The sequence below is a fragment of the Mammaliicoccus vitulinus genome, from assembly GCF_029024305.1.
Classification (GTDB): domain Bacteria; phylum Bacillota; class Bacilli; order Staphylococcales; family Staphylococcaceae; genus Mammaliicoccus; species Mammaliicoccus vitulinus.
In genome coordinates, this window is record NZ_CP118974.1 from 2,263,987 (window position 1) to 2,290,868 (window position 26,882).

Genomic DNA, 26,882 nt, shown 5'->3' on the forward strand with positions numbered 1-26,882 from the left:
ATTTGTTGATTAATAAACGTATCGTAAACAATTGGCGATTGTATATGTGCTAGATTCTATTATAATAAACATTGTTATTAATAATCAACACATTGTTCATTAAATAGGAGGCATAATATGAATATTTTTAAAAAGAAACTATATTGGATGACACCCATTCTCGTAGTCGTCATTCTTTTAATTTTAGCTATAGCATTTATACCAGCATATAATCCCGAACCAAAATCAATACCCCTTGCTATCGTAAACCAAGACAACGGCACATCCATTCAAGATAAAGATGTGAATATCGGAGAATCTTTTACAAAAAACATTAAAGACAATAAAGAACTTTCAGAAAAAGTTGAATGGATAGAAGTAGATAATAAGAAGGCTTTAGAACAAGGTTTTAAAGACAAAGAATATTACGGCGCATTAATTTTAGATAAAAACCTTTCAAAACATTCAATGAGTAAAGTACAAAAAGTTGCGCAAGATGGAAAAATGAAAGAAATACAAACAGCAATGACAGAAAAAATCAAAAATGGAGAAATACAACCAGAGCAAGTTCAAAAAATGCAAAGTCAAAACAAAGTTGAGCCAGTAGAAGTAAAACAAGGAAATGTTAAAATTATTGTGAATGAAGGTTCAAGCATGCAAGGTGCACAATTAGCTAACACATTACTTACAACTATCGGTGATCAACTGAATACGCAAATTTCAAAACAAGGCATACAAACGTTAGAAAAAATGAACATCGCTATATCACCTTCTGATATTCAAGGACTTACAAATCCTGTGAAAATCGATAAAAATAACATAAACTCAGTAAAATCACATCAAGCAAACGGTAACTTGCCACTTCTTATGTTTACACCAATATGGCTAGCATCATTAGTTGGATCCGTTATTCTGTTCTTTTCATTTAGAACAAGTCATAACATTACCGTAAAAAGTCGTATCATTGCATCAATTGGACAATTTGGAGCAGCATTCGTTACAGCGTTCATAGGTGGCTTTGGATACATTTACTTTTTAACTGGTGTATTAGATGTCACAATCGATCATCCAAATAGAGTCGCATTATATATCTCAATTGCTATATTAGCGTTCATCAGTTTAATACTAGGATTTATGACTTGGTTAGGTATAAAAGCTATTCCAATATTTATGATATTATTATTCTTTAGTTTACAGCTCATCATGTTACCGAAACAAATGTTACCACAGTTTTATCAAGATTATATGATAAGCTGGAATCCGTTTAGACATTATGCAGAGACTTTAAGAGAACTCATATTCTTAAATCATAGTTTAGAACTTAATAGCACAATATGGATGTTTATAGCATTTATTATATTCGGTGGTATATCTACTTTATCAGCAGCTATCATAAGAAAGCATAATCCAACAAGAACTGAAGTACCATCTTAATCGAAAAGACTGGGACATAAATCCCAACTCAAAATAAATAACACCTCATTCCACTGATTTATTCAGGTAGAAATGAGTTGTTATTTTCTATAATATTTCTCTCGCTGCAAGTACAGCTTCTTGTGTGATTTCGTGGCTGTTCACCCATGTTTCACTTACGGTTGCGTTACGTTCTTTAAATATTTCTATAACGTGTTCGCTTTGTGCTTTTGTCACAATTGGATCTTGTTCGCCCATTGATAAGAAGACTTTAAATGCTGATAAGTCTTTATGATTGTTTTGTAAATCTACTGGATAGAGTGGCGCGAATAACAATGCTTTTTGGAATGGTGTTTCTTCTCTTAATATTAGATTAATCGCCATATTGGATCCGTTTGAAAAGCCTACTGGTATCACATCTTCTAGTTTAAATTCATATTCTTTAGCGGATTCTTTTATAAATTGATATAACTGTTGTCCTCTATACTCTAGATCTTCTAGGTCATATTCGCCTTCAGCTAATCTTTTGAAATATCTTGCCATGCCATTTTCTGACACATCGCCTTTAACGCTTAATACACTATAAGTTGGATTTAGCATTTCTGCTAATGGTAATAAATCTCTTTCGTTACCGCCTGTACCGTGCAATAACAAGAATATTGGCTTACCTTGGTCACCTTGTTTAAATATATGATTCATTCTTTGACATCTCCATTCTTATTGTGGTCTTTCGATGGTAAATGTTTTACCGATTTCAGCATAGTCATTACCTGCAAGTCTGCTTACTGCGCTTAATTCATCTTTATTAATATAGCCATTGTCATAAATGGCTTCATCGAAATGATAATACTTCACTTCCAATAGTAGTAAATCTGAAACAGGTTCACCGTCTTTTTTAATGACGATATCTTCTTTTAATACTGTTTCGAACCGTACTTTACTTTGTTTCAAACCTGGTACGGAAACTTCAACAGAATCCACCTGTTCAAACTCAGTACGCTCAATTTCACTTTCATCTGGACTTAATAATGCGGCAGTTTGATTGGCATCTTTGACATTATCAGTATCAACGATATGCACAACCGCTTCGTTGTTCTGCAAAATGTTTCTCGCCGTATCTTTCGGTTCACCGTTTACACGCTGTACGGCTATAGACAATATTGGAGGGTCTGAAGATACAACGTTGAAAAAGCTAAATGGTGCAATATTCAATAACCCACTGTCTGATTGTGTTGTCACAAGTGCGATAGGTCTAGGGATAATCGATCCAATTAACAATTTATAATTTTCTTTTTGTGATAATGCTTCAGGTCGTATCTTCTTCATAATAGACGCTCCTTCTTTGTTGAATTAATGTTTTGTACTTGTATCGAATGCTTTAATTTCAGATTCAATATAGTCACGTTTTGCTTCTAAGAATGGTGGCAACGCCAGACTTTCACCTAAAGTTTCATAAGGCTCATCTCCCATAAATCCTGGTCCATCTGTAGAAACTTCTATGAGTATATGTCCAATTCTGGCATACAACGCTTCAAAATAGAAACGATCGACATTACCTGAGTTTCCAATGCGTAATTCATTATATTTATCTTCCCATGCTTTAATTGCTTCATGGTCTTTCAATCTAAATGATACGTGGTGAACTTCCCCATAACCTTGTCTTGCTTCAGGATTTTGGTCGTCTTTTCTCAATATTACTTGAGCGCCATTACCGCCTTCTCCTACTTCTAATATTGTTACATCATCTTCTTCGATAATCGGTTTCATACCGAATACTTGTTTCAATACTGATTTAAAGTCTTCATAATAGCTGACTGTTATTTCGATTGGACCTAATCCATAAATGGCTTTATCTTCAGGTACCGGGCCATTTTTCCAAGGTATACCGGGTTTAACTCCTTTATTCAACTCATCAGAAATTAATTGATATCTTTGTCCGTCTTCTTCTTCAAAAGGTAATACTTTTTTGCCGAACAATTCTTGAATGCCGTCATGTTTCACGCCAAATTCTTCAAAACGATTTAAATAATATTCAAGTGCTGCGTCATTAGGTACTCTAAATGCTGCACGGCTAATTGAGTTTGTACCTCTACTGCCTTTAGGATTGTTTGGAAAATCAAAAAATGTCATGTCTGTTCCAGGTGATCCTTGATCATCTGCGAAAAATGTATGGTACGTATATATATCATCTTGGTTTACTGTTTTTTTAACTAAACGCATACCTAGTACTTGCGTGAAAAATTCATAGTTTCTAACTGCATCATTTGTCATGGCAGTTACGTGATGGATACCGATAAGTTCATTATTATTACTCATTATAGTTTCCTTCTCTCTTTTTGTTTTTATTTCGAATTCGAAATAATATAATTTAAAAAAATTTGCGCTTCAATCTACTCAGTAGAAAACGCGCTTATTTTTTTGAGTGCTCTTCGAAATATAGCAAGTTCTTCGTCATCTAAAATAGAAAATGCTTTTTCTATTGTTTCGGCATGTTGTGGAAAAATTTTATCCATTAATACATGCCCTTTCTCTGTTAATACGGCATACGTAATACGTTTATCTTCTGTATCTTGACGACGGGCTACATAAGCTTTCTTAACGAGTTGGTCAATAACATAAGTTGTACTACTACTTGCTATGAGAATGCGTTGTTTAACCTTTTGAATAGGCTGATCACCTTTATGATATAAAAGTTCCATAACAGCAAATTCAGTAATATTTAAACCGTAATTCTTCATATCTTGTTTAACAATACGGTCTAACGTATCGTTCGTACGTTTTATACCTACTAAAGCTTTTAAAGATTCTTCTGTTCTATCCATGTCATCACCTATTCAAATATTATTTCGATTTCGAGATAATTGTAACGCGACTAAAATTGAAAGTCAACAGATTTGAGTATAAAAAATATACCTATTTAATTTATTTGTTGTTTTTCCAATTTTCTAACAAATTTACTTTATTTGCTTTTTAAAATTTAATAACATATAATTCTTATTGAAAAACTAAGGTTTATAATAACAAATATTGGAGTAATGGGATGAAAGCTTTTGATTTAATTGGGAATACACCACTCGTTTTACTAGAACATTACAGCACAGACAGTGTGAAGATTTATGCAAAATTAGAAAGTTACAACATCGGGGGAAGCATCAAAGATAGATTGGCAAAGCATTTAATTGAACAAGCTATCAATCAAGGTGAACTTACATCAGGAGATACGATAGTAGAAGCTACTGCTGGTAATACGGGTATTGGACTCGCTATCGTAGCCAATCATTACCATATTAATTGTGTCATCTATGCACCTGAAGGATTTTCTGAAGAAAAAATGACTATTATGAAAGCTTTAGGAGCAGAAGTAAGAAGAACGCCACGCTCTGAAGGTATGATTGGCGCCCAACAACATGCGAGAAAATATGCAGAAGATCACGGCGCTTACTACATTAATCAATTTGGAAATAAAGAAAATCCACAAGCTTATGTCAATACATTAGCGACAGAAATACTCGAACAATGTCCAAACATCAATTACTTTATTGCTGGCGCTGGATCTGGAGGCACTTTTGCTGGGACCGCTTCAGTTATGAAATCATACGATGTTCGTAACATCATTGTAGAACCTGAAGGCAGTATTCTTGCTGGAGGAAAAGAACATTCACACGATACAGAAGGCATTGGCGTTGAAAAGTGGCCGACATTTTTAGATCGCGCATTAGTAGACGACATTAAGGTCATCAGTGACGAAGATGCATTTCAAAATGTATCTGGACTTGCATTAAATGAAGGTATTCTGGCCGGCAGCTCGTCAGGTGCAGCATTACAAGCAGCCATTGATGTTGCAAATCAAATAGAACAAGGCCATATCGTTGTCGTCTTCCCTGATGGTAGTGATCGATACATGTCTAAAAATATATTTAATTACGGAGGAAATCATAATGAATAAAAAAACGCTACTTATACACGGTGGAAAAACAACTGACGCATATACAGGTGCTGTTACAACACCTATCTATCAAACAAGCACATACGAACAAGATGGTATTGGAGAACTAAGACAAGGATACGAATATTCTAGAACGGCTAACCCTACTCGTACAGCTTTAGAAACTTTAATCGCTGATTTAGAACATGGTACAAATGGTTATGCTTTCGGTTCAGGAATGGCAGCGATATCTGCAGTTATTATGTTATTAGATAAAGGCGACCATATTTTAATTAACTCTGATGTATACGGTGGTACTTACCGTGCATTAACAAAAGTATTCACACGATTTGGTATAACTTTTGATTTTATTAACACGACTAACATTGAAAATATAGAATCTTCTATTAAAGAAGAAACTAAAATGTTATTCATTGAAACACCATCAAATCCATTACTACAAATTACAGATATTAAAGCAGCAAGTGAAATTGCTAAAAAACATGATATTTTAACAGTTGTAGATAATACATTTATGACACCTTATTACCAAAATCCTTTAGATTTAGGCGCAGACATTGTACTTCATTCTGCTACAAAATATTTAGGTGGCCATAGCGATGTCGTTTCAGGATTAGTTGTAACTGCTAATGAAGCACTTGGTGAGCGCATTGCATTCATCCAAAATTCTACTGGTGGTATATTAGGACCGCAAGATAGCTATTTATTAACACGTGGTATCAAAACTTTAGGATTAAGACTAGAACAAATCAACAGAAATGTTAAAGAAGTCGTTGATTTATTGAAACAACACGACAATGTAGTTAAAACGATCCACCCATTGAATGAAGACCATGTTAACCGTGATGTTCATTTTACTCAAGCATCAGGATATCCAGGTATTATATCTTTTGAAGTAGCAGACGTAGAAAAAGCAAAAGAAGTGATTAGACATACTCAATTGTTCACTTTAGCAGAAAGTTTAGGTGCAGTAGAAAGCTTGATATCCGTACCAAGTTTAATGACACATGCATCTATCCCAACAGAAATTAGACATAAAGAAGGTATCGCAGACGGATTGATCAGATTATCAATCGGAATAGAAGATACAGAAGATTTAGTAGCAGACTTAAAACATGCATTAAATCAAATATAATAATCTATGCTTAAAATAAAAAAGCATATCACACTACTGATATTTGTAAGTAGTGTGATATGTTTTCGTTTGTTCTTTTAAGTACATGCTCTATGTTGCAAGACTTACTAAACAAGCTACATAGAAGGCCTGTATGTTGCAAGACTCAACAAACAAGCAACATAGAACGTCCCTATGTTGCAAGACTTACCAAACAAGCTACATAGAACGGCTCTAAGTTGCAAGACTTATCAAACAAGCAACATAGAACGTCTGTATGTTGCAAGACTTACTAAACAAGCAACATAGGACGCCTGTATGTTTTAAAATATGGGTAAAACGCACGAAGACTCAGAAGATATCGTGCGATTTTGGTAAAATTTGGGTAAACTTTAATGGCTACCAATATAAGAAAAGAGCGTAAATTCCTATTTATTTAAGAATTTACGCTCTTTCTCGTTAATCTAGTATGTTAATGTCCCAGTCATCTTTTGCTATTTATCATGTGGAGCCTGACTTGATAAATAACCCTTCCTATCCTTCACTCACTTGATAAATAGCCCTCCTATTCATCAGAAAAAAACGCCGAGCTCCCAGCTTCGGCGTTTTATTTTTTAAAATTTAAATTTATTTGGTTTATAAAAGACGATGATGACCGCGGCTACTAAGAAGAATGCCATGGCGATGATCAATGGGAATTCTATATTAATATCAAATGCTACTCCGGCTACTAATGGTCCGATTAAGTTACCTACACTTGTTGCAGCTGAGTTTAATCCACCTGCTGTACCTTGATTATTACCGGCTAGTTTTGAGAAATAATTTGTCATGGATGGTCTGATTAAATCGAATCCAATGAAAATAACAAAACTTACGAGCATGACTGTAATGTATTTTGAAGCGATTAAAAATGCCCCTAAAATCAGTACTGAATATATTAATGAGAATAACGTTAATTTAATCTCACCTATTTTCCCGACAAGTTTTTCAAATAAGAACAACTGGAATATGACACCGACTATCGCACCACCTGTAATGGCTATAGAAATATCTTTCGGCTCAAATCCTACTTTTTCTGCTGTATATAATGAGAACATTGTTTCTGTCGATGCTAAACCGTATGAAAGTATTAGCATAATAATAATAGGTACAACAAACAATTTATATGGGAATGGTTCTTTAACTTTTGTTTTCTGTGTTTCTGTGGAGTCATCTTCACTTGCTTCTTTTAAAAGGAATATCGAAAATAATAAAGCTATTATGCCTAGTCCACCGGCAAAATAAAAAGGCATTCTATGCGAAATTTCTGCTAAGAATCCTCCTACACCTGGTCCTACTATAAATCCTGTATTTATAACTGCTGACATATAACTAAAGTTCTTCGCTCTATCCTCAGATGTAGATAAATCACCGATCATACCATTTACGCCTGGCATTACAAACGCTGCACTGATTCCACCTAATACTCTTGATAGTAAAAGTATTGAAAATGTATCACCCATCGCAAATATAAATTCTGAAATGGAGAATAATAGGAGTCCAATAATGATAATAATTTTTTTACCAAATTTATCTGCAAATCGTCCTCCAAATGGTGATGCAATCATTTGGAACAATGCGAACACTGCTACTAATACGCCTAAATCACTTCCGTTTAAATCTAAATCATATAAAATCGTTGGTAATACTGGAATAACGATACTTATTCCTAAAAACATTAAAAATATATTAAAATATAAAACATTTAACTTACTATTCATTTTAGACCTCCTTATTCGTTACATTTGTAAATATTAAGTGATTTTCACTATATTCTAATCTATTTATTTCCATTTGCATAACGTTACGCAAACTTTAATATATACAATTTATAGTGTATAGTAACTATACAGTCAAGAGAAGGAGAACAATTTATGCAAAAAATTAATCAAATACCGATAAGTGAGTTTGCGAGCTTAACAAATGTGAGCCGTCAAACACTCATTTACTATGATAAAATCCACCTTTTTAAGCCTGATTATAAAAATGAAATAGGCTATCGCTATTACTCCATTAAACAGATTGAATTAATTAGTGTGATTACATTATTGAAAGAATTAGGCATGCCACTTAAAGAAATTAAAGAATATACACAAAACAAATCTCCTGAACACTTTTTAAATTTAATGCATCAACAGAAAAAGACGATTCAAGAACAGAAACAACATTTAGATTATAACGAAATGATTATCAATGATAAAATTCAACTCATTAAAGAAGCGATACAGACACCTTTCGATGAAATTTCATTACACAATATAGAAGAAACAACATTTTATATAAGTGATAATATCGCAAATGCTTCAGAACTTGATTTTTTAATATCCATTAATCATTTTATTGAAGAACTTAAAGCACACGCCCTTTTTTCAAGCCAACCAATCGGCGTTATATCAAATAGAAATGAAATTTTAAATCAGAAATATCATAATTATAGCTATCTGTACGTTAAAATTCCTAACGCGAAAAATGATTATACGAATACCATTACCTTAAAAGGACAGTACTTAATCGGTTATCATTTAGGTTTGGATACAAATATTGAAGAAACATATTTAAAAATGCTACAAAAAATAGAAGAAATGAATTTAACAATCGGGCAATATGTCTTTGAAGAATTCGTATTTGACTCTGTAATTAAGAATAACGAGAACGAATATATAACGAAGATTATGATCGAAATAGAATAAGAAACCTCCACATAGCAAAACTGCGTAATAACATACAAAAGCTGACTACAAAGTTTCATACATTGTAGTCAGCCTGATATTGAATATTATTCTTTTAATCTTGCATTGATGATTAATGGATATACTAATAAAGTTGAAACAATGCCGATAGCACCTAGTATATGGAGTGTTTCATATATATGATGACATACCCATTTGAAGAATGGCATCATGTCACCAAGCACATACCATATAAAGACGATTACGCCTGCTAATAATATCCCTATTAGCGTTGGAATAATACCAACACGATACATAATTGCACCGACCAAGAAACATATACCTGCAATAAAAATAACAGCTAAGAAGTCTACCCACATATTATCAAAAGTATTGGCATTTGGAAGGACATCTCCCGCTCTCTTCAATGTAACATGACTACCAAAAATGTCTGAAACAAGCTCTAACAAGTAACTGACGATTTCGTGTATAACAAGCATGTTGACAATAAATATAAAGTAACTTAACCATAAACTAAAAATATATTGTCTTCTCGTAGAGCCAAGTTCAACAGCTGATTTAAATGGATCTCCATATAGGAAAAATGGAAGGAAGCCTAATATACCGTAAATTGGTCCAGACAATAATGGACTAAACTCGTCTGAAGGTTCGATATAAAATCCAATAACAAAATATAATGCTGCTAATGCCAGAAGCACGATACTAAATGTGTAAAGTTGTATTTTTAGTTCTTTAAATATAATAAAGAATGAACCTTTCAAATCACCCATGATTAGCCTCCTTTGTCATCGTTATATTGACTAAATAGTCTTGAATACTTGCCTTATCCACTTTAATCTTTAAATCTCTACATTGTTCAATCAACCTGTCATCAAATGGTATATCAGCCATTACTTTATGTTGATTCATTATTATAGACTCCTCAATAATATCGTCACCAGAAACAATTTGTTGTATATTTTCCAATTTACCAACTAATATTGCACCTCTAGATTGGAAATACTCAATAGGTTCATGTAATTTCACTTGATGACCTGATATAACAATCAGTTTTTCACAAATTTTCTCGATTTCTTTAATATGATGCGATGAAATCATAATATATCTTGGATCTTCTTCAAATGAGTCTCTCAATGCTTTCATAAATATTTTTCTCATATAAGCATCTAAGCCATTTGTTGGTTCATCTAACATCGTAACTGGCGCATGACTCGCTAAACCAATGACACTTTGCACCATCGAATGCATACCTTTAGAGAACGTTTTAATTTTCTTTTTTCTCGGTAATTCGAATAAATCAATTAAATAATCCGCTTCTTCTTGATTCCAATTGTCATTGAACATTGAAGCAAATTTCATAGCATCATTCACATTCCAAGTCTTACCGAAAAAGTGATTTTCTCTTAAATATGTGATTTGTTTTGTTGCTGCTGCGTTATTATATGGATTAAGGTTTAATATAGATATTTGCCCTGAATTCTGTCTCTCTTGACCTGACATGAGTTTCATTAACGTCGTCTTACCTGAACCATTGCGACCCCACAATCCAATAATCATAGGTTTCTCTTCTTGAAGTGTTAAATCTTGAAGAACGTATTCATCTTTGTACTTAAACGACATATCCTGAATATCAATGATTGTCATAGTCCTGCTCCACCCTTCTAATTAATTCTTCTTTACTTATATTTAGTCTTTTTGCTTCTTTAACCATGTTTTGGATATAAGAATTTGAGAAGTCTTGCATTCTCGTATTTATAAGCTTATCGCGCGCATCTTCAGCTATAAATACACCAATACCTCTCTTCTTAGCAACAATGCCTTCATCCATCAACAGCGTAATACCCTTTTGAGCCGTCGCTCTATTGATATTGTAAAAGTTTGAAAGTTCTGTTGTGGAAGGTATTTGTTCACCTTCTGACAAAAGTCCTTCAACTAAATCATCTTTAATCATATCTGCAATTTGCAAAAATATAGGTGTATCATCATTTAAAGTAGGTTTCATTTTCATTCTCCTTATCCTATAACATGATTGGTTGATTAGTTGTGTAATCAACTATAATATCGTTCATGTTATTTGTCAAACATATTTATGATGTTTTGTTTTAATTATAAAGCCATAGCCCTTATTATATCAGTATTTAAAACATATTATTTTTCCACAAAAAAAGAGTGGGACAAAAATCTAATTTTACAAAAAGATTCCATTGTCCCACTCTAACAAGAGTGATGAGGATTTTAAAAAACTTGATATAGGTACTATCACTCACATTTTAAAACAAATCATTCACGGCTTTATCGAAATATTTTTCAAAGTATTCTTGTCTATGAATACCATCTGGTTGCGTGACAAACGTTAAACTTGATTCTGGATGAGCAAGCTTTCCCTTTAACAATTCAACTGCTTCATATGTGTCAGGTACCATATTTCTTAAAATATTCGTATATTCTGCGCCTTCTTGTTCACCGACATACCAATAAACGTGACGTGGATATTCAATTTCGTTACTACTGTTAATAAATTCAACGAAGTTTGGATACCACATTGATGCTGAGATGAGTATATAGTGGCCGAATATGTGTGGTCGTGTTAACAATGCATATAAAGATACTAACGCACCGAACGAGCCTCCACCGATTGCTAAATATTCAGCTTCATCAAATATATGATAGTTCTCTTTAAGAAAAGGGATTAACTCGAATTCCAATAAATCTAAATATTGCTCCGCTTCCCCAGCATAATGCGCTTGTTCTACATCCGCTTCCCACGGTGTATATTCCCTGTTTCGTTCTACAGGTTCTAACCCGACGAACATGATGTTTTTCGGATTATTTTTAATGTGTTCACTAAATAAATCATCACCATCTTGTACAAACACAGTCGTAAACGGTTTAGGATTTTCTTCATCATAACCTATGGGCATTGCTATCGTTAATAAACGATCATTCCATAAGATTTTTTGTACATCTTGCATAATCTTCCACCCCACCTTATCTTCCCAAAATCAATTGAGAAATGTTATCATTCAATCCATCATAACATAAAATGCAATGCGTTATCATTTGCATAACCACAACATTTGTATCATGATAAAATTAAACATTTATATCAGATAAACAAAGGGGTGCTTATATTATGAAAAGAGCATTAATCGTACTTACAGAAGCATATGCAGATTGGGAATTAAGTTATGTCGCAGCAGAACTTTCCATGTCACATTCATTTAAAATTGACACTGTGTCATTAGGAGAATCTACCGTTACATCTATCGGTCAAATCAAGACAATCGTTGACTATCCCATTGATCAAATTACAGAACCTTACGATGCTTTAATCATTATAGGCGGCAACAGTTGGGCCACTCTTGAAAACGAACAACTGATACAACTGATTAAGACATCATTAGACGAAGGCATCATCGTCGGTGCTATATGTGGCGCAGTAGATTTCCTAGCTCGAAATCATTTATTAACAGGTTTCAAGCATACCGGGAATGACTTAAACACATGGACGACAGATGAAAAGTTTAAACTATATACAAATTCAATAGACTTCATAAATGAAGATAGCGTAATCGATCAAAATCTCGTCACAGCAAACGGATCAAGCAGTGTCGACTTCGCCTTTAACGTCATCCTCGCACTCGGACTGATTGACAACAAAGAGGCAGAGAAAAATAAATACTTCTATAAATCAGGATTTGTAGCATATAAACTGAAATATGGAGAAATTGGATAAACACAATTATATAGAAATAAGGAGCCCATAATATGACGCAACATAACAAAATTGTAAAAATCGCAGCGCAATATGGTTTGAATATCCAACCTGAAACGATTACTTTGAATGATTCGGGATTAGATTTTCAAGTTGCATTTGCTAAAGATGATCATGATAAAGATTGGGTGTTAAGGATACCGAGAAGAGCGGATGTTTATCAGCGTACACAATCCGAAAAACAAACTGTCGACTTTTTACAAGAGCATGTATCATTTGAAGTGCCAAAATGGAAAGTGCATGAAGCGGATCTGATTGCTTATCCAAAGCTTACCGGTGTGGCTGCAGCTACAATAGATCCTCAAATACAAAAATACGTATGGGAAATTGAGCATAAACCCGTACCCGATAATTTTGTAAACACATTGGCTGAAGCACTTGTTGATTTGCATAGCATTCCTGAAGAAAATATTACTGCACAACATATCAAGACCAAATCCATTCAACATATTAGAAACGACTTTCAACAAAGAATGGAAAACGTAAAAGCAACATATGGCGTATCTGAAGAAATATGGAATAGATGGCAACAATGGATAGAAAACGATGAACTTTGGCCGGAATATGCAACCATGATACACGGAGACTTACACCCTGGACATATTATAGTAGATTACGACGCAAACGTCACAGGGTTCATAGATTGGACAGAAGCAACGCATTCCGACCCGTCAATGGATTTCATGGGACATCATCGCGTATTCGGTGAAGAAGGCCTTGAACAACTCATAGCAGCGTATAAAAGCGCAGGAGGAAACACATGGCCTCGAATGAAAGAACATATCATCGAACTCAATGCCGTATTTCCACTGTTCATCGCAGAATTCGCAATGGAATCTGGAGAATTTGCATATGAAAAAATGGCGAAGAAAGAATTAGGTGTGGAAGAATAGTAAATAAAAAACCCATCAACTGGATGTTGATGGGTTTTCATTTTACAAGCATTATACTTGTTGCATACTATTAGAGTGATTTATTTCAATACTCTTTTCATCTTGCTTTATATTCTCTGATATTATTTGAGCTATGCTTTCATTTGCATTCTCAATATTTTTATTAATATAATTTTCTGGTGCTTTAAAATCTTTAAAAACATTTGTTTTAATTTTTTTAGCAAGTTCTGCTTCATCTTTTGCTACCAATTTCAATATATCATTATACATATCTAAGTAGACACCTCTAGATAAATTGAACTTAGGATAATCTTTAATCAAGAAATAAAATGGTTTATCTATATGAATAGCATCAAAATAAATTGATGAGTAGTCAGATATTATAACATCTGATATAGCTATCAATTCCTGTGTTTCCACTTTATCATTAACAGTATATACTTGTGTAATTCCATTGTTCCAAGATGGCTGTGTATCCATAGAATGTGCTTTATTAATGATGCAATAATCGTTCCCTAAATGATTTAAAATTTTTCTGAATTGAAGCATATAATCTTTATCTTTTTTACTTTCAGCAATTTTATAATTATAATCTCTCCAAGTTGGAGCATAAAGTATAATTTTCTTATCAAGTGGAATATTATTTTTAATTTTAATTTCTCTAACTAACTCTTCATTAGAATGATTTTCTTTCAACCATTCATTCCTTGGATAACCAGAAGTTATCACTTTATCACTCGAGATATCAAATGAAGTCTTGAATTTTTGTTTTGCCTTTTCTGAATCTGCAATTAAGTAGTCCCATCTTGCAATATCGTTTTTCATCTTCACTTTATGATTAGGATTTAAACTTAGCATAGTCGCTTCATTTGAATCAAACAACATTTTTTTAAATGGCGTACCATGCCATAATTGAATCCATTTTTGGCCTTTTTTCTTTCTAAATGCAGCTGGTATCCACGATTCACAAATCACTATATTTGAAGTATAGAAATAATTGAAAAATTCCTTACTTTTTGGATTAATTCTATATTCTTCAGGCACCTTTTTATCAAATGTTACAAATTTGAGATTTTCTGGTTCATATAAATCCTTTAAATAATCAAATAAGTACTTAGAATTCCCTCGATATTGGTAATCGAATCCCATCATTATAATATTTCCAGATTTTACTTTTAAACTCATATAATTCTCAATTTCATTTGCTCTTTTTTTATTTCTTTTTGCATGAACTTTTCTTCTTGTATTATAAACTAAAGGTTTAAGGTAATAATTATTCTTCACTTTATTTATAACTTTATTTTTTCGTTTATTTTTTTCAATTTCTCGTGTGTAGTAGAAATTAATTTTATTTTTTTTATGCAGTTTAAATAATTTTTTCATCTCTGCTACATCTAAATTTTTAACTACGCCTTTAGAAAATGCATAATTATATAATGGTAATACGCCGTTTGGAACCTTAATATTAGGACTATACTCGTTTATGATCTTCATTGTCGATTTAATGAAATCATTTCTCATATTTTTATTATTTGGCAACCTTTTTTCTGAATACAATAAAGCCCTATATATAAAGTATTTATTCACTTGATAAGGGGTATATTGATCACGATAGCCATCTTGTAATTTTGATGCTGCATTTTCTATTGCTATCAAGAATGAGTCTCTATGTTTAGTACTTGTATAATCAGTTTTAGTAGTAGATTTATCATGTACTCTAACTTTATATAAAATATTAGAAATTACCGGTACTCGATATGCTTTTAGCGCACAAGCAACGTAGAATTCGAAGTCTTCATAAATATATCCTTCACCATATCTAATTTGATGTCTTTGTAAAAATGATCTTTTATATAGTTTGTTTACACTAAAGTATGTTGAACACCCTAATAACATTTCAACTGTATTACGATATAATGCTAATTTAAGATTGTATTTTTCTTTGTTAACATACTTTGTTTCACCAGTTTCTGGATAGTAATAAGCCCATTCAAAGATTACAAAATCATTCTCTTTTGTTCCACTTAATCTCTTGTATGCTATATCCAAAGTTGTATCTTCAATTAAATCATCAGAATCTAAAAATAATATCGATTCACCAGTAGCTATATCAATACCTAAATTTCTTCTAGCACCTTGCCCTTTATTCTCACCATCATCATGCATTTTATAATGGATGTTCTCTTTTTCACTATTTGCTATAAAGTCATTTATTAAATTAACTGAGTTATCTTCTGAACCATCGTTAATTAATATAACTTCAAAATTCTCTTTAAATGTTTGCTTCTCAACAGACTCTAATGTTTCTATGATAAATTCTTCAGCATTATATACTGGAATAATAATAGAAACTTTCATTTTATTACTCAATTTACTTCCTCCGAAATTATTTTTATTTTGTTTTTTTTATATTTTTAAGTACCCTATTCATTATTGAAGGGTTATTAATTTTATAAGTTATATCATTTTGAACTATTAGCATTCTACTTCCTGTAAATATAGAAATCAATGGTAATTTAACTTGATAAATATTTCTACTAAAATCACTAAAAGATTTCCCTAATATTTTAAAACTTCTTTGTCTTATAAGAGATGCTTTTTTCATTTTATCACCTAAAAACTCAATATATACTTCAGAATCTGAAGGTAATGAACAGGTTTCATTAGAAAATGTAAAAGTTATATTCCTATTCACAAGATTAAATGAATGCATATATACACTTAGCTGATTTGAAAATTTACTAGTTATCAATTTTTCTCCTTTTAAATTTAGCATATAATTCTTATAAGAATAATGTGTTTTTAAATCATAAATAATGTTAGAATCTATATTTTCAAATAACACTCTTGACGATTTTTCAAATTCTTCTCTATCAAAAAATGGACTATTTATTATTTTATTCTGATTATGTTCTTTTAAATATTCAATATAATGTGTACCAATTAAGAACTGAACATACTTTATGGTCTTATCAAATTTTTTATTAGATTGTTCTATTAAAAACATATAACTATTCTCAATTAATGGTATATATCTTTCTTCTAATGTCCACGCTGATTTACTAAGTGAATTTGGGTTTTCACTATTATAAAAATAAGCTGTATCATGTATTAATCCGTACTTTTCCTTATCTAACAGTAGATTATTAATAAATTTCGCGTCTTCCCAAAAATGTAATTTTTCATCAAATCTATAATATTCATTTTTAAAAACTTCTTTTCTAAATGCCATACCTCCAATATGAAAATGAATATACTTATAATCTTTATGTATATTAACAATTTCTATATTAGAGTGAAATCGATAATTTAAACTATGGTGTTTTTTCAATTGCTTATTAGTTCTTATAAGGGGTGTTGCTACAACATCAATTTCTTTGTTGGTATTGAAAAATTCATCTATTTTTCTAAAAAAATTCTTTTTTACTGTATCAGAATCATCTATAAATACTACATAATTTGATTTATCACTTAAATGTCTAATACCTCTATTTCTAGAAGCGCTTATACCTTTATTAAGTTGATCAAATATTTTAAATTGAATATTATCTTTATAGTCTTCAAGAAGTTCCCTTGTGTCATCTGTACTTCCATCATTAATTATAATAATTTCATAGTTGAAATTATTTAAACTTTCCACAATATTTTCAATCGTATGTATTATATTTTTACTTCCATTGTATGTGGAGATTATTACCGAAAACATTACTTCACTCCTAAAATATAAATCAATATACATTCCTTATAAAACACAATTTACTTAACCTTCTATATAAATCGTCTTATTAAACTCTACATTATAAGATGATTCTACTTATAGTTATCTACACACTTACTCCGCTCAATAGATTATTTAAAATCATTAATTGCTCTGGCACAGTATTAGGAGAAACTTCTGGATGAGAAGTAATTTTATCATCTTTCATATTTATAACTTTTGCTTTATCTTTGTTTATGCGCATTGATTGTTCATAATATAATTTCACATTCTCACTACATATAATTACTTTTTGAAATTTATTTGATACACTTAAATTTTCATTTACCATAGGGACTAAATCTTCTTTTCTTAATCCTTTTAATAACCTTCTATCATTAGCTTCTAATTTATCTCCAATATTTAATATTGGATCAACTGCTAATGTTTTATAATCCATTGAGGTTCCATGTACAATTGCACCTGCTCCTCCTCTAGACACTCCATAAAAAACAACATTTTTCTTATCTATGTCTAAATAGTTCCTTACATTTTCTATTGATTCTTGAATTTCTTGTTCATAATCAGGATAATTTACAGTATTTATATAATGTGAGCCATGAGAAACATTCAAATCCATAATTCTCATTGTATATACATTTTTAACTAGACTTCTCTCTAAATCATCAAAAAAGGGAGGCAACATTCTATGAGGGATTTTAGGACTATCATATTGGTTAGCACCAGGCATTTTTGCAAAAATAACAATTAACTTTTTTTCTACCTTATTGTTCACTTTTCTTCCTTGTGGCATAGAAAGTCTATAGAAAATATTTTTGTATTGTTCTAAATTCAAACCATCAAATAATTTATTTACATGCTCTCTCTTACAAAATCTTGATATTTCTTTGTCATGAAAGTATAAGATATAATCATTTGCCAGCAATTCTTTATACTTTATTTTCAAACCACTGTCTTTTCTTGCAAGTTGTAATAAATTTTTATCACTACCTGTTTTAACCAATATTCTTTCTTGGTTTTCGTATTTAATATCATCATTTAAATTAAAAACTTTCAATTTAATTATTCCTTTCGAAGATGCTTGATCATTTCTATATTTTTATTTATTCGGTTCCCGTATTATTCTTCAACCATACAGACTCTTCATATGCATATACCGCTTCTTGATAATTATTGCTTCTTGGAAGTATTCCTTTATCAATTGCTTCATTATATGCATTCATCTTAGCTTGTTCATCTTTATCGCTATATATAACTTTAGATAAATCTTTTTGCGTTTTAATTTTCGGCTCATTTTCTTGTTTCTTCTGAGCTTTTTCTTTTTTCTTAGATGCTTGTTCTGTTTTTTCTTTATTGGCATCTTTTTTATCTTCCTGCTTATTATCTGTTGTTATCATGAAATAAGCTGAAAGTACTGTAAGGCAGAAAATAATGACTACAAGAATTATATTTTTCAATGACTTACCTCTCTCCTGTTTTTTAATCAATATTCTTATTAAACTACAATTTTTTACTTTTGTAAAATTGATTTTTACATTTTTAATTAAAAATTTACTTAACTACAAAATGAAAACAATTACATTATAAACATCATCATTTAACGATATGTTTAATTACAAAAATAATAATGCTCAATAAACTTTTATTAATATAAATTTAAAAAAGCACTACCAGTTCACAAATCCGTGAGGAAAGGTAAAATGATAATGCTTATTTATCATAACTAATATTTAAAGTTGTTAATTATACTTACTCTAATGTTTCACACCTTCAGATGTAATAGTGTTTCTAATCGTTTTATATATAATAAACATGTCTAATATGAAAGTTTGATTTTCAACATAATATTTATCATATTGAACTTTCTGATCATCTGTAATATCATCTCTGCCCATAACTTGTGCTAAGCCTGTTAAGCCAGGTTTTGCAGTATGTACATTTTCATTAGTTCTTTTAGCAATTAAATCGTATTGATTGTATAATGCCGGTCTTGGACCAACTACCGACATATCACCTTTAATAATATTAAATAATTGAGGTAATTCATCAATTGAAGTTTTTCTAATAAAACGTCCTGATTTAGTAATGTACATATTAGCATCAATTTTATCAGTTGCTACATCTGGTGTTTCAACTTTCATAGATCTGAATTTATAAATATTAAAGATTTTATTATTTATACCAGGTCGTTTTTGTTTAAAAACAATTGGACCTTTAGATTCTAATTTAATAATAATAGATGTAACAATTAAAAAGGGAGAGGCAATAAGAATAGCAAATAATGAACTTGTAAAATCAAATAGTCTTTTCAATTCTATTTTTCTCCTTTATACTCATTAACTTCACTTTCAATTCCCTCATCAAAACTCATAGGACTATAACCAAAGTCTCTATTAGCTTTAAGGTGTGTAAAGTCCTTATCCTCTTTCATTCTTAAAACTTGTTCTTCATTTAAAGGAAACTTAGGTAATATACGATTCCCTACTAATACAGCGTAATATGAAAGTTTGATAGGAATAGGAAGAAGTATAATATTTTTATCTAGTTTTGATGCAACTGTCTTAATTAATTCCTTATACTTTATTGGATACTTACCAGACAAGTTATAATTTTGATTTTTACACACTACAGCATTATCTAATACTTGTTGATAAGCAATCGCTAAATCAGTAGCAGTAACAGGTTGCATTAAGTTTTTACCATTACCAAATATCGGAAATACAGGACTTTTATCAATAAATTTTATTAATTTATACATATTTCTATCTCTAGATGAACCATATATCATTGTTGGACGTAAAATTGTTATATTAATTTCATCTCTCAAAGTTAATAAGTTATCTTCAATATTAATATACTCTTCAGATGCCATTTTAAATTGAGAATATCTGCCAGTTGTATGAACAGCAATAATCCAGTTAACTTTATTATTAATAGCTGCTTCAAATAAGTTTCGACTCATTTGAACACCTGCAATATGAAGGATCGTATCTATATTTCGTGTAACTTCAGTTAAAAATTTAACATCTGTTAAATCACCTTTATGCTTAATGATGTTTAATCCACTTTCTTCTATAAATCTATCTAAATCATCATTTCTAACTATTATATGAATCTCTTCATATTTCTTTATGTTTGTTGTTGATAAATTCTTTAAAAACAGTTTACCTGAATGACCGTTTGCTCCAGTTATTAATAGTTTCATTTAGATATTTCCTCCATATCTTTTATCAGATTATCCATGAATATCTTCTTAGTGAAATTTTGTTTGTAATAATTGTAACCATTATCCCCTAATTTTTTTCTTTCTTCTGAATTCATACTACAGAATTCATTTAGGCTTTCTGATAACTTCTGAACATCTTCAGCTGGTGAAACAAGCCCACATTTCGATTTTTCAATAACTTCAGCAGCTTCACCATCTATAGATCCTATAATCGGCTTTCTACTGGCCATATATGTTTGTACTTTTCCTGGCAATGTATATGAAATGATATCATCTTTTTTCAGTGAAACGATTAATCCATCTGCATTACTATAATATATGGGCATCATTTCTATAGGCTTTCTACCATGAAATGTAATTTTGTCTTCTATATTTAATTCAGAAACTAATTTTAAAAGTTTTTCTTTATTTGATCCATCACCAACTATATGAAAATGTAACCTAGAATTGTTTGCGACATGCACGGCTTTTATAATTGTTTCTATTGATTGAACTTCTCCTAAATTGCCAGCGAACATTATATTTATTTTTTCGTGATTAATGTTCACTTCACTGTATATATCATTATTTAAAAAGAGATCGTTTGCATATTGTGGTGAATAACTCAATTTTTTATTAATCTTGAGCTCTTCTTTAAAGTATTTTTCAAATAAGCTACTAGAAATTTGTATTTTATCAACATTTTTATATATTAATTTACAAATCACTAAGAAAAGATTATAAATGAAAGATTTATTCTTAATGCCTCCTGCAATTAAACTTTGTGGCCATAAATCCAAACAGTATAAAAGTATTTTCCTTTTATATTTCAATTTATAAATAAGCGCTGGAATAGCCATAAAAACAGGTGATAATTGATATACATATACAGCATCATAATTACCTTTTAATTTCAGAGCTTTTATTGATCCTTTTAGAGCAAACGAGAAGTAATTTAGAAAAAGATTTAATTTCCCCTTTTTTCTCGGTCTTGCATTAACTCTTATAACTTCAATACCATTTTCGTATGTGATACCAGGTTCATAGCCTTTGTATATTTCTCCCTCTGGATAATTGGGTAGTCCAGTTAAAACAGTTAACTCATATCCTTCTTCATTTAAAGTTTCTATAACTTCATTTATTAGAAATGGTTCGGGTTTATAGTACTGTGAAACGATTAGTATTTTTTTCATAACTATTGATTCCTCTCATAACTAGTCGCTTTAACACCAATTTAACAAAAATTTTATTTAGCATATACAGTAGTCAAATTTAAATATTGTATATATTATTGAAATTGTAATATTTTAATCCCTTTGTATTTTTAACGACATTCTTAGTATCAAACACAATATTTTGTTTCATTGTACCGTTCACATAGTTAGCTAACTCTCTATACTCATTATGATCAGTTAGGACTAATGCTAAATCACTATTTTCAAGTGCTTTTGCAATATCATTTTCAACCCAGTCAAGTTGTACATGACTATCTTGCGCAACAACTTCAAAATCAGACTTTAATTTTAATTCGTGATAGATATCTAATGCAGGTGATTCACGAATATCATCAATATTCCCTTTATAAGTTAATCCTAATACAGTGATTTTTTTACCTTTAATTGTTTCCATAATCTTATTTACTTTACCAATAACAAAATCTGGCATACTATTATTGATTGCTCTAGCTTTAGAGATTATTTGAGCATTTTTTTCGTCACTGGCAACAATAAAATAAGGGTCAACAGCTAAACAATGACCACCAACCCCCGGACCAGGTGTATGGATATTAACACGTGGATGTTCATTAGCAAGTTTAATAACATCTAATGCGTTTATATTTAAAGTATCACTAATTTTCACTAACTCATTAGCCAATGCTATATTCACGTCTCTATAAGTGTTTTCCATTAACTTAGACATCTCTGCAGTACTTGCTTTTGTTTCAAGCAGTTTTCCCTGAACTAAAAGTTCATATAAATTTATAGTCTTTTTAGTACATGCTTCAGTAATGCCTCCAACAATTCTATTATTATGAATCATTTCATGAATAATTTTTCCAGGTAATACTCTTTCAGGACAATGAGCAAGATAAATATCTTTACCTACTGTAAAACCGAACGATTCAATCATAGGTTGTACAATGTCTTGCATTGTTCTAGGCCCTATAGTTGATTCAACAATAATTGTGTCGTCTTTTTTAATAACATCTTTCAGTTTCAATATAGCAGCTTTTAAGTATGAAACATCACAACTGTTATCCTTTAAATGAGGAGTTGGAACAGCAATAATGTAATAATCAGAATGTTTCACTTCTGTTGAAGCCTTGAAGTTTTTATTATCTATAGTTTCCTCTAATAAATCTTGAATCCCGTTCTCTTCAATATGTAATTCTTTATTGTTCAATTTTTTCACTACAGCTTCATTCACATCTATTCCCGTAACATCTAACCCTTTTGAAGCGAATAATAATGCTGTAGGCAAACCAATATAACCCAACCCTATAACTGTTAATTTCATGTTATTACTCCTTAAATTTTAAATTTATATCTCGAAAAATTTAATATTAATAATAGTGGTAAAAATAAATATAGTGACTCTTGAATATTTGTAGCTGTATCCCCTCTAATTGATCCCATAATTATTTGTATCATGACTATAATTACCATTATTAAATTTATACTATTTCTTCCATTTTTTTGTTTTATTAAATGTTGACTATAATTATCTGCTATCCCACATATAACACCAAAAATAATCCCCACAAGAATAACTCCTATTATTCCAAAATAAACATACGACTCACCAACTAATCCTGGTGGAATAGACATCCCTTTTTCAAAAGGTAAATTCACTTTATGAACTAATGCCTCAGAGAGCGCTTCAGGCTTATTTGGCCAAATACTTCTTGGTATAAATATAAATAAAGGTTTAAATAAAGTTAAGAATGTAATCTTTACATCCTCAGAAAGAATTATTGCTGCTAAAGAGTATGAATAGGTAACATCAGTTCCTATAGCTAAATAATTCAAATATTGATTATAGTCGCCTTTAATTATTTCAATAAAATTACTAACACCATCTTTTATTCCTAATGTTCTAATGCTCATTAATAAAGGTAAACCAATAAAAATAGAAAAAATACTTAAAATACTTACTTTTAATATACTTGGTTTATATCCTGTTCTATATATATAGAGGACTATTGCTGCAATAGTTGGATATATTAATATTCTTCTTCCGAATATAAAAGTTAATACTATTAGTAAGGATATAATAATAATCAAAAGACTTATAACTTTTGTCTTCTTATTATCAGCGAACAAAAATCTTAGATAAGAGGTATAAAGCAAACCCAACAAAATTGAACCTTGTAGCATTTTAACCCATGAATTTAATTCTAAAGTTGAAACAGTACCTGTAGTTATAACTTCAACACCAAGCATAATGATTAAAATTAATGATAATACACTATAAATGTTATTCGAAACTTTTATATTATTATATTTGATCAATTTTATATTTCCATCTTTAAACCTTATTTTTTTTAGTTGAAAAGGAATATTGCTTATAATAAATACTATTAAGCATAGTAAATAAATTTTATCTAACTTATTATATATAGCATCGTTTATAATATAACCATAATTAAAATATTTACCAATTAAAACTGGAAGTAACAAACTTATGCTAAACATTAATGTCCAAAATAAACTAATAAACCTAAAGTTATGTTTATATAAGAAATATACATAAGAAAAAGATAATATTAAAAATATTAATATAGTCATTTATTTATCTCCTAACTTCATATTTAATGAAATAATTATTACTAGATGTTTTATTAATGAAGTCAGTACAAGTGCTATCGAAAATCCTAAGATACCATATAAATTCATTAGTATATATCCTGTAATCGATAATACAACTAAGCTAATGATATTGATTTTAAAATTTAAATTAAATTTACTATTGGCAACAATTTTCATTTGTAAAATTGCAGTTGTTGATAGTAAGATAACACCAAGATTTGATAAGAATATTAAGCTCTTTACATCATCAAGATAATTAGGATACAAAATTTTGATAACCATATATGATATTAGTGAAATAATAACTGATAATATTACTGAAAATATTATCGTTATGAAGAAAATTCTAATATATTTTTTTCTTGAATAAGTGTTTTTATTGTCTACCTCATAACTTAATAAAACTGTAACCATTGGATTTATAACTAGATTGGAAAGTTTTCCAACAATAGTAGCAATAAAAAATAATGGTACATATCTAGTTCCTAAAAATAACCCGATTAAAATTCTATCGGAATAATTCAACAAATTTAATATAATATTAGAACCCATTAGAGAATTGTAATTTTTGATTTTTTCACGATTTATAAACTTGATTTTAAATTCTTTAAAGTAACCTTTACTATTTAGAATCATTGAAAGTATTATAACTGCTTCAGATACAAATAATACCAAATAAATATTTACCAAATTATAAAAAATCATTAATGAACCTAAGGATAATATTATTGCGCTTATAATATTTATATATAGTATTGCTATATACTTTAATTCTAAGCGTAAATATACAAAAACATAACTTCTTATTAACAAACAAGATCCCCATAAATTTATTAACAGAATATCATTGAATTTTACTCCCCATATGAAAAGAAAAATCGTTGTAAAAATTATATTGGCTATTATCAATATTAATAAAGTGTTTATATATGTATACTCTTTAATATCATCTTCATGTTTATTAATTAATCTAATATTATTCAAAGTATTTCCTAGAATAGTTGAAAGTATATTTACTAAGGTTAAAATTACTAAGAATCCCCCAAAATCTTCACTATTGTTGTTACTCGAAAACACCGGAATAAGTATTAATTGCATAATTATAATCGGAATAATATTCGCTAATATATTAACTGTAATATCTTTTATTTTTTTCATAATCCCCACTTTTCTATAATACTTATTAAAAATTAAAATTTATATATATCGATTAACTTTTGTTCCTCATTTTGCCACGAAAGTATATTCGACGCTTTAACAGCGTTTCTTTTAAGTTCTTTATATAATTCTGGATTTTCTTTTAATTTAAGAATGGCTTCAGCTATTTTTTTAGGTGTTACTTCGTCTAATATAATTCCAAAATCATATTTATCATTAAGATAAATATGTTCTTTTACTGGAGATAAAATCACTGGCAAACCAGCATGTAAACATTCGAAAATTTTATTCGATACTGTATATTCAAAATTAATTGAAGCAGGTTTGGTTAAGACAACACCAACATCACTACTACTCATAGATTTTACTAATTGATCCATTTCAACCGGACCTTCAATATAGACATTCTTTATATTCCTCTTGATTTTCAAACCTTTAAGCTCATCTTCTAAATGTCCAAAACCTCTAATAATTAGTTTTATATTTTCATCATTAATATATCTCCCAGCTTCTAAAAATTCTTCATATCCACGATTAGAAACTATTTGACCTTGATACACAATTTCAAAACTATTATTCTTATTATTTTTCAATACAATTTTTTCTTTAATTGGTGCGTTTGTTATAACTATAGGCTCTTTTTTATATCCCTGTGAAATATAGTAACTTTTTGCTGCATTGCTGACTGTTATAAAAGCATCAATACTATTGACGATTTTTTTCTCAATAAATTGAACAATTGCCGATACAATTTTAATTTTATTTACTAAAGAATTTTTCGAATAAATCTCATGTGCATCATATATTATTTTCCCTTTTTTATATCTACTTAAGTAAACTATTAATAAAACATCAAAATCATTTGCGTGAATTACATTAGGTTCATATTGTTTTATGAATTGAATTACATTTTTACCGAATTTTATTCGATTTATTATTTTTTTGATTATGGAATTTTCATTATTATTTGAACCAAATAATTTATAATTAAATTTCAATTTATTTAATCTCTCATCAGTCACATTGGTGTTATTTTTCCCTAAAACTATATAATCATCCGTTAATGTTTTTATAGTTTCCATCTGTTTTAATATCCTTGGATCTTGAACAATATTACTAGATACTATGTTTAAAATTCTCATT

Annotated in this window: 26 protein-coding genes; 6 read left to right on the forward strand and 20 right to left on the reverse strand. The window is 30.0% G+C overall.

What is annotated here, in order from left to right; translation table 11 throughout:
• The first annotated feature begins 117 nt into the window (after window positions 1–117).
• Window positions 118–1,413: a YhgE/Pip domain-containing protein gene (locus PYW35_RS11330; protein WP_103322500.1), complete on the forward strand. Its 1,296-nt coding sequence runs from the start codon at window positions 118–120 to the stop codon at window positions 1,411–1,413.
• An 87-nt stretch (window positions 1,414–1,500) separates the two neighbouring features.
• Here the strand turns inward: PYW35_RS11330 and mhqD are convergent, their stop codons facing one another.
• The 4 genes from mhqD to PYW35_RS11350 all read right to left on the reverse strand — a co-directional run bounded on the left by mhqD (window position 1,501) and on the right by PYW35_RS11350 (window position 4,214).
• The gene (mhqD, locus tag PYW35_RS11335; protein WP_103322501.1) at window positions 1,501–2,091 is read right to left on the reverse strand and encodes a methylhydroquinone degradation carboxylesterase MhqD; all 591 of its coding nucleotides are present in this window, start codon (window positions 2,089–2,091) and stop codon (window positions 1,501–1,503) included.
• A gap of 18 nt (window positions 2,092–2,109) precedes the next feature.
• Complete coding sequence (locus tag PYW35_RS11340; protein ID WP_103322502.1) at window positions 2,110–2,718, reverse strand: flavin reductase family protein; 609 nt, start codon at window positions 2,716–2,718, stop codon at window positions 2,110–2,112.
• A gap of 24 nt (window positions 2,719–2,742) precedes the next feature.
• Entirely contained in the window at window positions 2,743–3,708 is a 966-nt protein-coding gene (mhqE, locus tag PYW35_RS11345) for a ring-cleaving dioxygenase MhqE (RefSeq protein ID WP_016913054.1), read from the reverse strand.
• A 74-nt stretch (window positions 3,709–3,782) separates the two neighbouring features.
• A complete protein-coding gene (locus tag PYW35_RS11350; RefSeq protein ID WP_016913053.1) occupies window positions 3,783–4,214 on the reverse strand; it encodes a MarR family winged helix-turn-helix transcriptional regulator in 432 nt (143 codons plus the stop codon).
• Between the two features lie 218 nt (window positions 4,215–4,432).
• Between PYW35_RS11350 and PYW35_RS11355 the strand changes: the two genes are divergently transcribed.
• The gene (locus PYW35_RS11355; protein ID WP_103322503.1) at window positions 4,433–5,338 is read left to right on the forward strand and encodes a PLP-dependent cysteine synthase family protein; all 906 of its coding nucleotides are present in this window, start codon (window positions 4,433–4,435) and stop codon (window positions 5,336–5,338) included.
• Window positions 5,331–6,473, forward strand: coding sequence for an aminotransferase class I/II-fold pyridoxal phosphate-dependent enzyme (locus PYW35_RS11360; RefSeq protein ID WP_103322504.1), 1,143 nt, complete (start codon window positions 5,331–5,333; stop codon window positions 6,471–6,473). Before PYW35_RS11355 ends, PYW35_RS11360 begins: the two co-directional genes overlap by 8 nt.
• A 593-nt stretch (window positions 6,474–7,066) precedes the next feature.
• On the opposite strand, the gene norA is transcribed toward PYW35_RS11360, so the two are convergent.
• Window positions 7,067–8,212: a multidrug efflux MFS transporter NorA gene (norA, locus tag PYW35_RS11365; protein WP_103322505.1), complete on the reverse strand. Its 1,146-nt coding sequence runs from the start codon at window positions 8,210–8,212 to the stop codon at window positions 7,067–7,069.
• 153 nt (window positions 8,213–8,365) lie between these two features.
• Between norA and PYW35_RS11370 the strand changes: the two genes are divergently transcribed.
• Complete coding sequence (locus tag PYW35_RS11370) at window positions 8,366–9,181, forward strand: MerR family transcriptional regulator (protein WP_103322506.1); 816 nt, start codon at window positions 8,366–8,368, stop codon at window positions 9,179–9,181.
• An 86-nt stretch (window positions 9,182–9,267) separates the two neighbouring features.
• On the opposite strand, the gene PYW35_RS11375 is transcribed toward PYW35_RS11370, so the two are convergent.
• The 4 genes from PYW35_RS11375 to PYW35_RS11390 form a co-directional block, all read right to left on the reverse strand.
• Window positions 9,268–9,951, reverse strand: a complete 684-nt coding sequence (locus tag PYW35_RS11375) for a hypothetical protein (RefSeq protein ID WP_103322507.1) — start codon at window positions 9,949–9,951, stop codon at window positions 9,268–9,270.
• Window positions 9,944–10,825: an ATP-binding cassette domain-containing protein gene (locus PYW35_RS11380; protein WP_103322508.1), complete on the reverse strand. Its 882-nt coding sequence runs from the start codon at window positions 10,823–10,825 to the stop codon at window positions 9,944–9,946. The genes PYW35_RS11375 and PYW35_RS11380 overlap by 8 nt, the downstream gene beginning before the upstream one ends.
• Window positions 10,812–11,183, reverse strand: coding sequence for a GntR family transcriptional regulator (locus PYW35_RS11385; protein ID WP_016911226.1), 372 nt, complete (start codon window positions 11,181–11,183; stop codon window positions 10,812–10,814). The genes PYW35_RS11380 and PYW35_RS11385 overlap by 14 nt, the downstream gene beginning before the upstream one ends.
• 268 nt (window positions 11,184–11,451) lie before the next feature.
• Window positions 11,452–12,153 carry an alpha/beta hydrolase gene (locus tag PYW35_RS11390; protein WP_103322509.1) on the reverse strand — a complete coding sequence of 234 codons (702 nt, stop codon included), beginning with the start codon at window positions 12,151–12,153 and terminating at the stop codon, window positions 11,452–11,454.
• Between the two features lie 161 nt (window positions 12,154–12,314).
• On the opposite strand from PYW35_RS11390, the gene PYW35_RS11395 reads away from it, so the two are divergent.
• Entirely contained in the window at window positions 12,315–12,917 is a 603-nt protein-coding gene (locus PYW35_RS11395; RefSeq protein ID WP_103322510.1) for a DJ-1/PfpI family protein, read from the forward strand.
• Between the two features lie 32 nt (window positions 12,918–12,949).
• Window positions 12,950–13,849 carry an Mph(C) family macrolide 2'-phosphotransferase gene (locus PYW35_RS11400; protein WP_103322511.1) on the forward strand — a complete coding sequence of 300 codons (900 nt, stop codon included), beginning with the start codon at window positions 12,950–12,952 and terminating at the stop codon, window positions 13,847–13,849.
• Window positions 13,850–13,900: 51 nt separating this feature from the next.
• Here PYW35_RS11400 and PYW35_RS11405 read toward each other — a convergent pair whose 3' ends face one another.
• The 11 genes from PYW35_RS11405 to PYW35_RS11455 form a co-directional block, all read right to left on the reverse strand.
• On the reverse strand, window positions 13,901–16,219 hold the full coding sequence (locus tag PYW35_RS11405; protein ID WP_204107852.1) for a bifunctional glycosyltransferase/CDP-glycerol:glycerophosphate glycerophosphotransferase: 2,319 nt from the start codon (window positions 16,217–16,219) through the stop codon (window positions 13,901–13,903).
• 22 nt (window positions 16,220–16,241) lie between these two features.
• The gene (locus PYW35_RS11410; protein ID WP_275068754.1) at window positions 16,242–17,555 is read right to left on the reverse strand and encodes a glycosyltransferase family A protein; all 1,314 of its coding nucleotides are present in this window, start codon (window positions 17,553–17,555) and stop codon (window positions 16,242–16,244) included.
• Window positions 17,556–17,673: 118 nt separating this feature from the next.
• A complete protein-coding gene (locus PYW35_RS11415) occupies window positions 17,674–18,624 on the reverse strand; it encodes an accessory Sec system protein Asp2 (protein ID WP_239102440.1) in 951 nt (316 codons plus the stop codon).
• Between the two features lie 46 nt (window positions 18,625–18,670).
• Window positions 18,671–19,024 carry a hypothetical protein gene (locus PYW35_RS11420; RefSeq protein WP_103323595.1) on the reverse strand — a complete coding sequence of 118 codons (354 nt, stop codon included), beginning with the start codon at window positions 19,022–19,024 and terminating at the stop codon, window positions 18,671–18,673.
• A 297-nt stretch (window positions 19,025–19,321) separates the two neighbouring features.
• Window positions 19,322–19,879, reverse strand: coding sequence for a sugar transferase (locus PYW35_RS11425; protein WP_204107854.1), 558 nt, complete (start codon window positions 19,877–19,879; stop codon window positions 19,322–19,324).
• Window positions 19,880–19,881: 2 nt separating this feature from the next.
• Window positions 19,882–20,772, reverse strand: coding sequence for an NAD-dependent epimerase/dehydratase family protein (locus PYW35_RS11430; RefSeq protein WP_204107855.1), 891 nt, complete (start codon window positions 20,770–20,772; stop codon window positions 19,882–19,884).
• Window positions 20,769–21,965 carry a glycosyltransferase family 4 protein gene (locus tag PYW35_RS11435; protein WP_204107856.1) on the reverse strand — a complete coding sequence of 399 codons (1,197 nt, stop codon included), beginning with the start codon at window positions 21,963–21,965 and terminating at the stop codon, window positions 20,769–20,771. The genes PYW35_RS11430 and PYW35_RS11435 overlap by 4 nt, the downstream gene beginning before the upstream one ends.
• A 79-nt stretch (window positions 21,966–22,044) precedes the next feature.
• Window positions 22,045–23,289, reverse strand: coding sequence for a nucleotide sugar dehydrogenase (locus tag PYW35_RS11440; protein WP_204107857.1), 1,245 nt, complete (start codon window positions 23,287–23,289; stop codon window positions 22,045–22,047).
• An 11-nt stretch (window positions 23,290–23,300) separates the two neighbouring features.
• Entirely contained in the window at window positions 23,301–24,560 is a 1,260-nt protein-coding gene (wzy, locus tag PYW35_RS11445; RefSeq protein ID WP_204107858.1) for an O-antigen polysaccharide polymerase Wzy, read from the reverse strand.
• On the reverse strand, window positions 24,561–25,739 hold the full coding sequence (locus PYW35_RS11450; protein ID WP_204107859.1) for a lipopolysaccharide biosynthesis protein: 1,179 nt from the start codon (window positions 25,737–25,739) through the stop codon (window positions 24,561–24,563).
• A gap of 32 nt (window positions 25,740–25,771) precedes the next feature.
• A complete protein-coding gene (locus PYW35_RS11455; protein ID WP_204107860.1) occupies window positions 25,772–26,881 on the reverse strand; it encodes a glycosyltransferase in 1,110 nt (369 codons plus the stop codon).
• Window position 26,882: the final 1 nt, after the last annotated feature.

Coding starts and splice junctions, on each gene's coding strand:
- PYW35_RS11330 (WP_103322500.1), top strand. CDS start 118: ATGAATATTTTTAAAAAGAAACTATATTGGATGACACCCATTCTCGTA.
- mhqD (WP_103322501.1), bottom strand. CDS start 2,091: ATGAATCATATATTTAAACAAGGTGACCAAGGTAAGCCAATATTCTTG.
- PYW35_RS11340 (WP_103322502.1), bottom strand. CDS start 2,718: ATGAAGAAGATACGACCTGAAGCATTATCACAAAAAGAAAATTATAAA.
- mhqE (WP_016913054.1), bottom strand. CDS start 3,708: ATGAGTAATAATAATGAACTTATCGGTATCCATCACGTAACTGCCATG.
- PYW35_RS11350 (WP_016913053.1), bottom strand. CDS start 4,214: ATGGATAGAACAGAAGAATCTTTAAAAGCTTTAGTAGGTATAAAACGT.
- PYW35_RS11355 (WP_103322503.1), top strand. CDS start 4,433: ATGAAAGCTTTTGATTTAATTGGGAATACACCACTCGTTTTACTAGAA.
- PYW35_RS11360 (WP_103322504.1), top strand. CDS start 5,331: ATGAATAAAAAAACGCTACTTATACACGGTGGAAAAACAACTGACGCA.
- norA (WP_103322505.1), bottom strand. CDS start 8,212: ATGAATAGTAAGTTAAATGTTTTATATTTTAATATATTTTTAATGTTT.
- PYW35_RS11370 (WP_103322506.1), top strand. CDS start 8,366: ATGCAAAAAATTAATCAAATACCGATAAGTGAGTTTGCGAGCTTAACA.
- PYW35_RS11375 (WP_103322507.1), bottom strand. CDS start 9,951: ATGGGTGATTTGAAAGGTTCATTCTTTATTATATTTAAAGAACTAAAA.
- PYW35_RS11380 (WP_103322508.1), bottom strand. CDS start 10,825: ATGACAATCATTGATATTCAGGATATGTCGTTTAAGTACAAAGATGAA.
- PYW35_RS11385 (WP_016911226.1), bottom strand. CDS start 11,183: ATGAAACCTACTTTAAATGATGATACACCTATATTTTTGCAAATTGCA.
- PYW35_RS11390 (WP_103322509.1), bottom strand. CDS start 12,153: ATGCAAGATGTACAAAAAATCTTATGGAATGATCGTTTATTAACGATA.
- PYW35_RS11395 (WP_103322510.1), top strand. CDS start 12,315: ATGAAAAGAGCATTAATCGTACTTACAGAAGCATATGCAGATTGGGAA.
- PYW35_RS11400 (WP_103322511.1), top strand. CDS start 12,950: ATGACGCAACATAACAAAATTGTAAAAATCGCAGCGCAATATGGTTTG.
- PYW35_RS11410 (WP_275068754.1), bottom strand. CDS start 17,555: ATGTTTTCGGTAATAATCTCCACATACAATGGAAGTAAAAATATAATA.
- PYW35_RS11430 (WP_204107855.1), bottom strand. CDS start 20,772: ATGAAACTATTAATAACTGGAGCAAACGGTCATTCAGGTAAACTGTTT.
- PYW35_RS11435 (WP_204107856.1), bottom strand. CDS start 21,965: ATGAAAAAAATACTAATCGTTTCACAGTACTATAAACCCGAACCATTT.
- PYW35_RS11440 (WP_204107857.1), bottom strand. CDS start 23,289: ATGAAATTAACAGTTATAGGGTTGGGTTATATTGGTTTGCCTACAGCA.
- wzy (WP_204107858.1), bottom strand. CDS start 24,560: ATGACTATATTAATATTTTTAATATTATCTTTTTCTTATGTATATTTC.
- PYW35_RS11450 (WP_204107859.1), bottom strand. CDS start 25,739: ATGAAAAAAATAAAAGATATTACAGTTAATATATTAGCGAATATTATT.
- PYW35_RS11455 (WP_204107860.1), bottom strand. CDS start 26,881: ATGAGAATTTTAAACATAGTATCTAGTAATATTGTTCAAGATCCAAGG.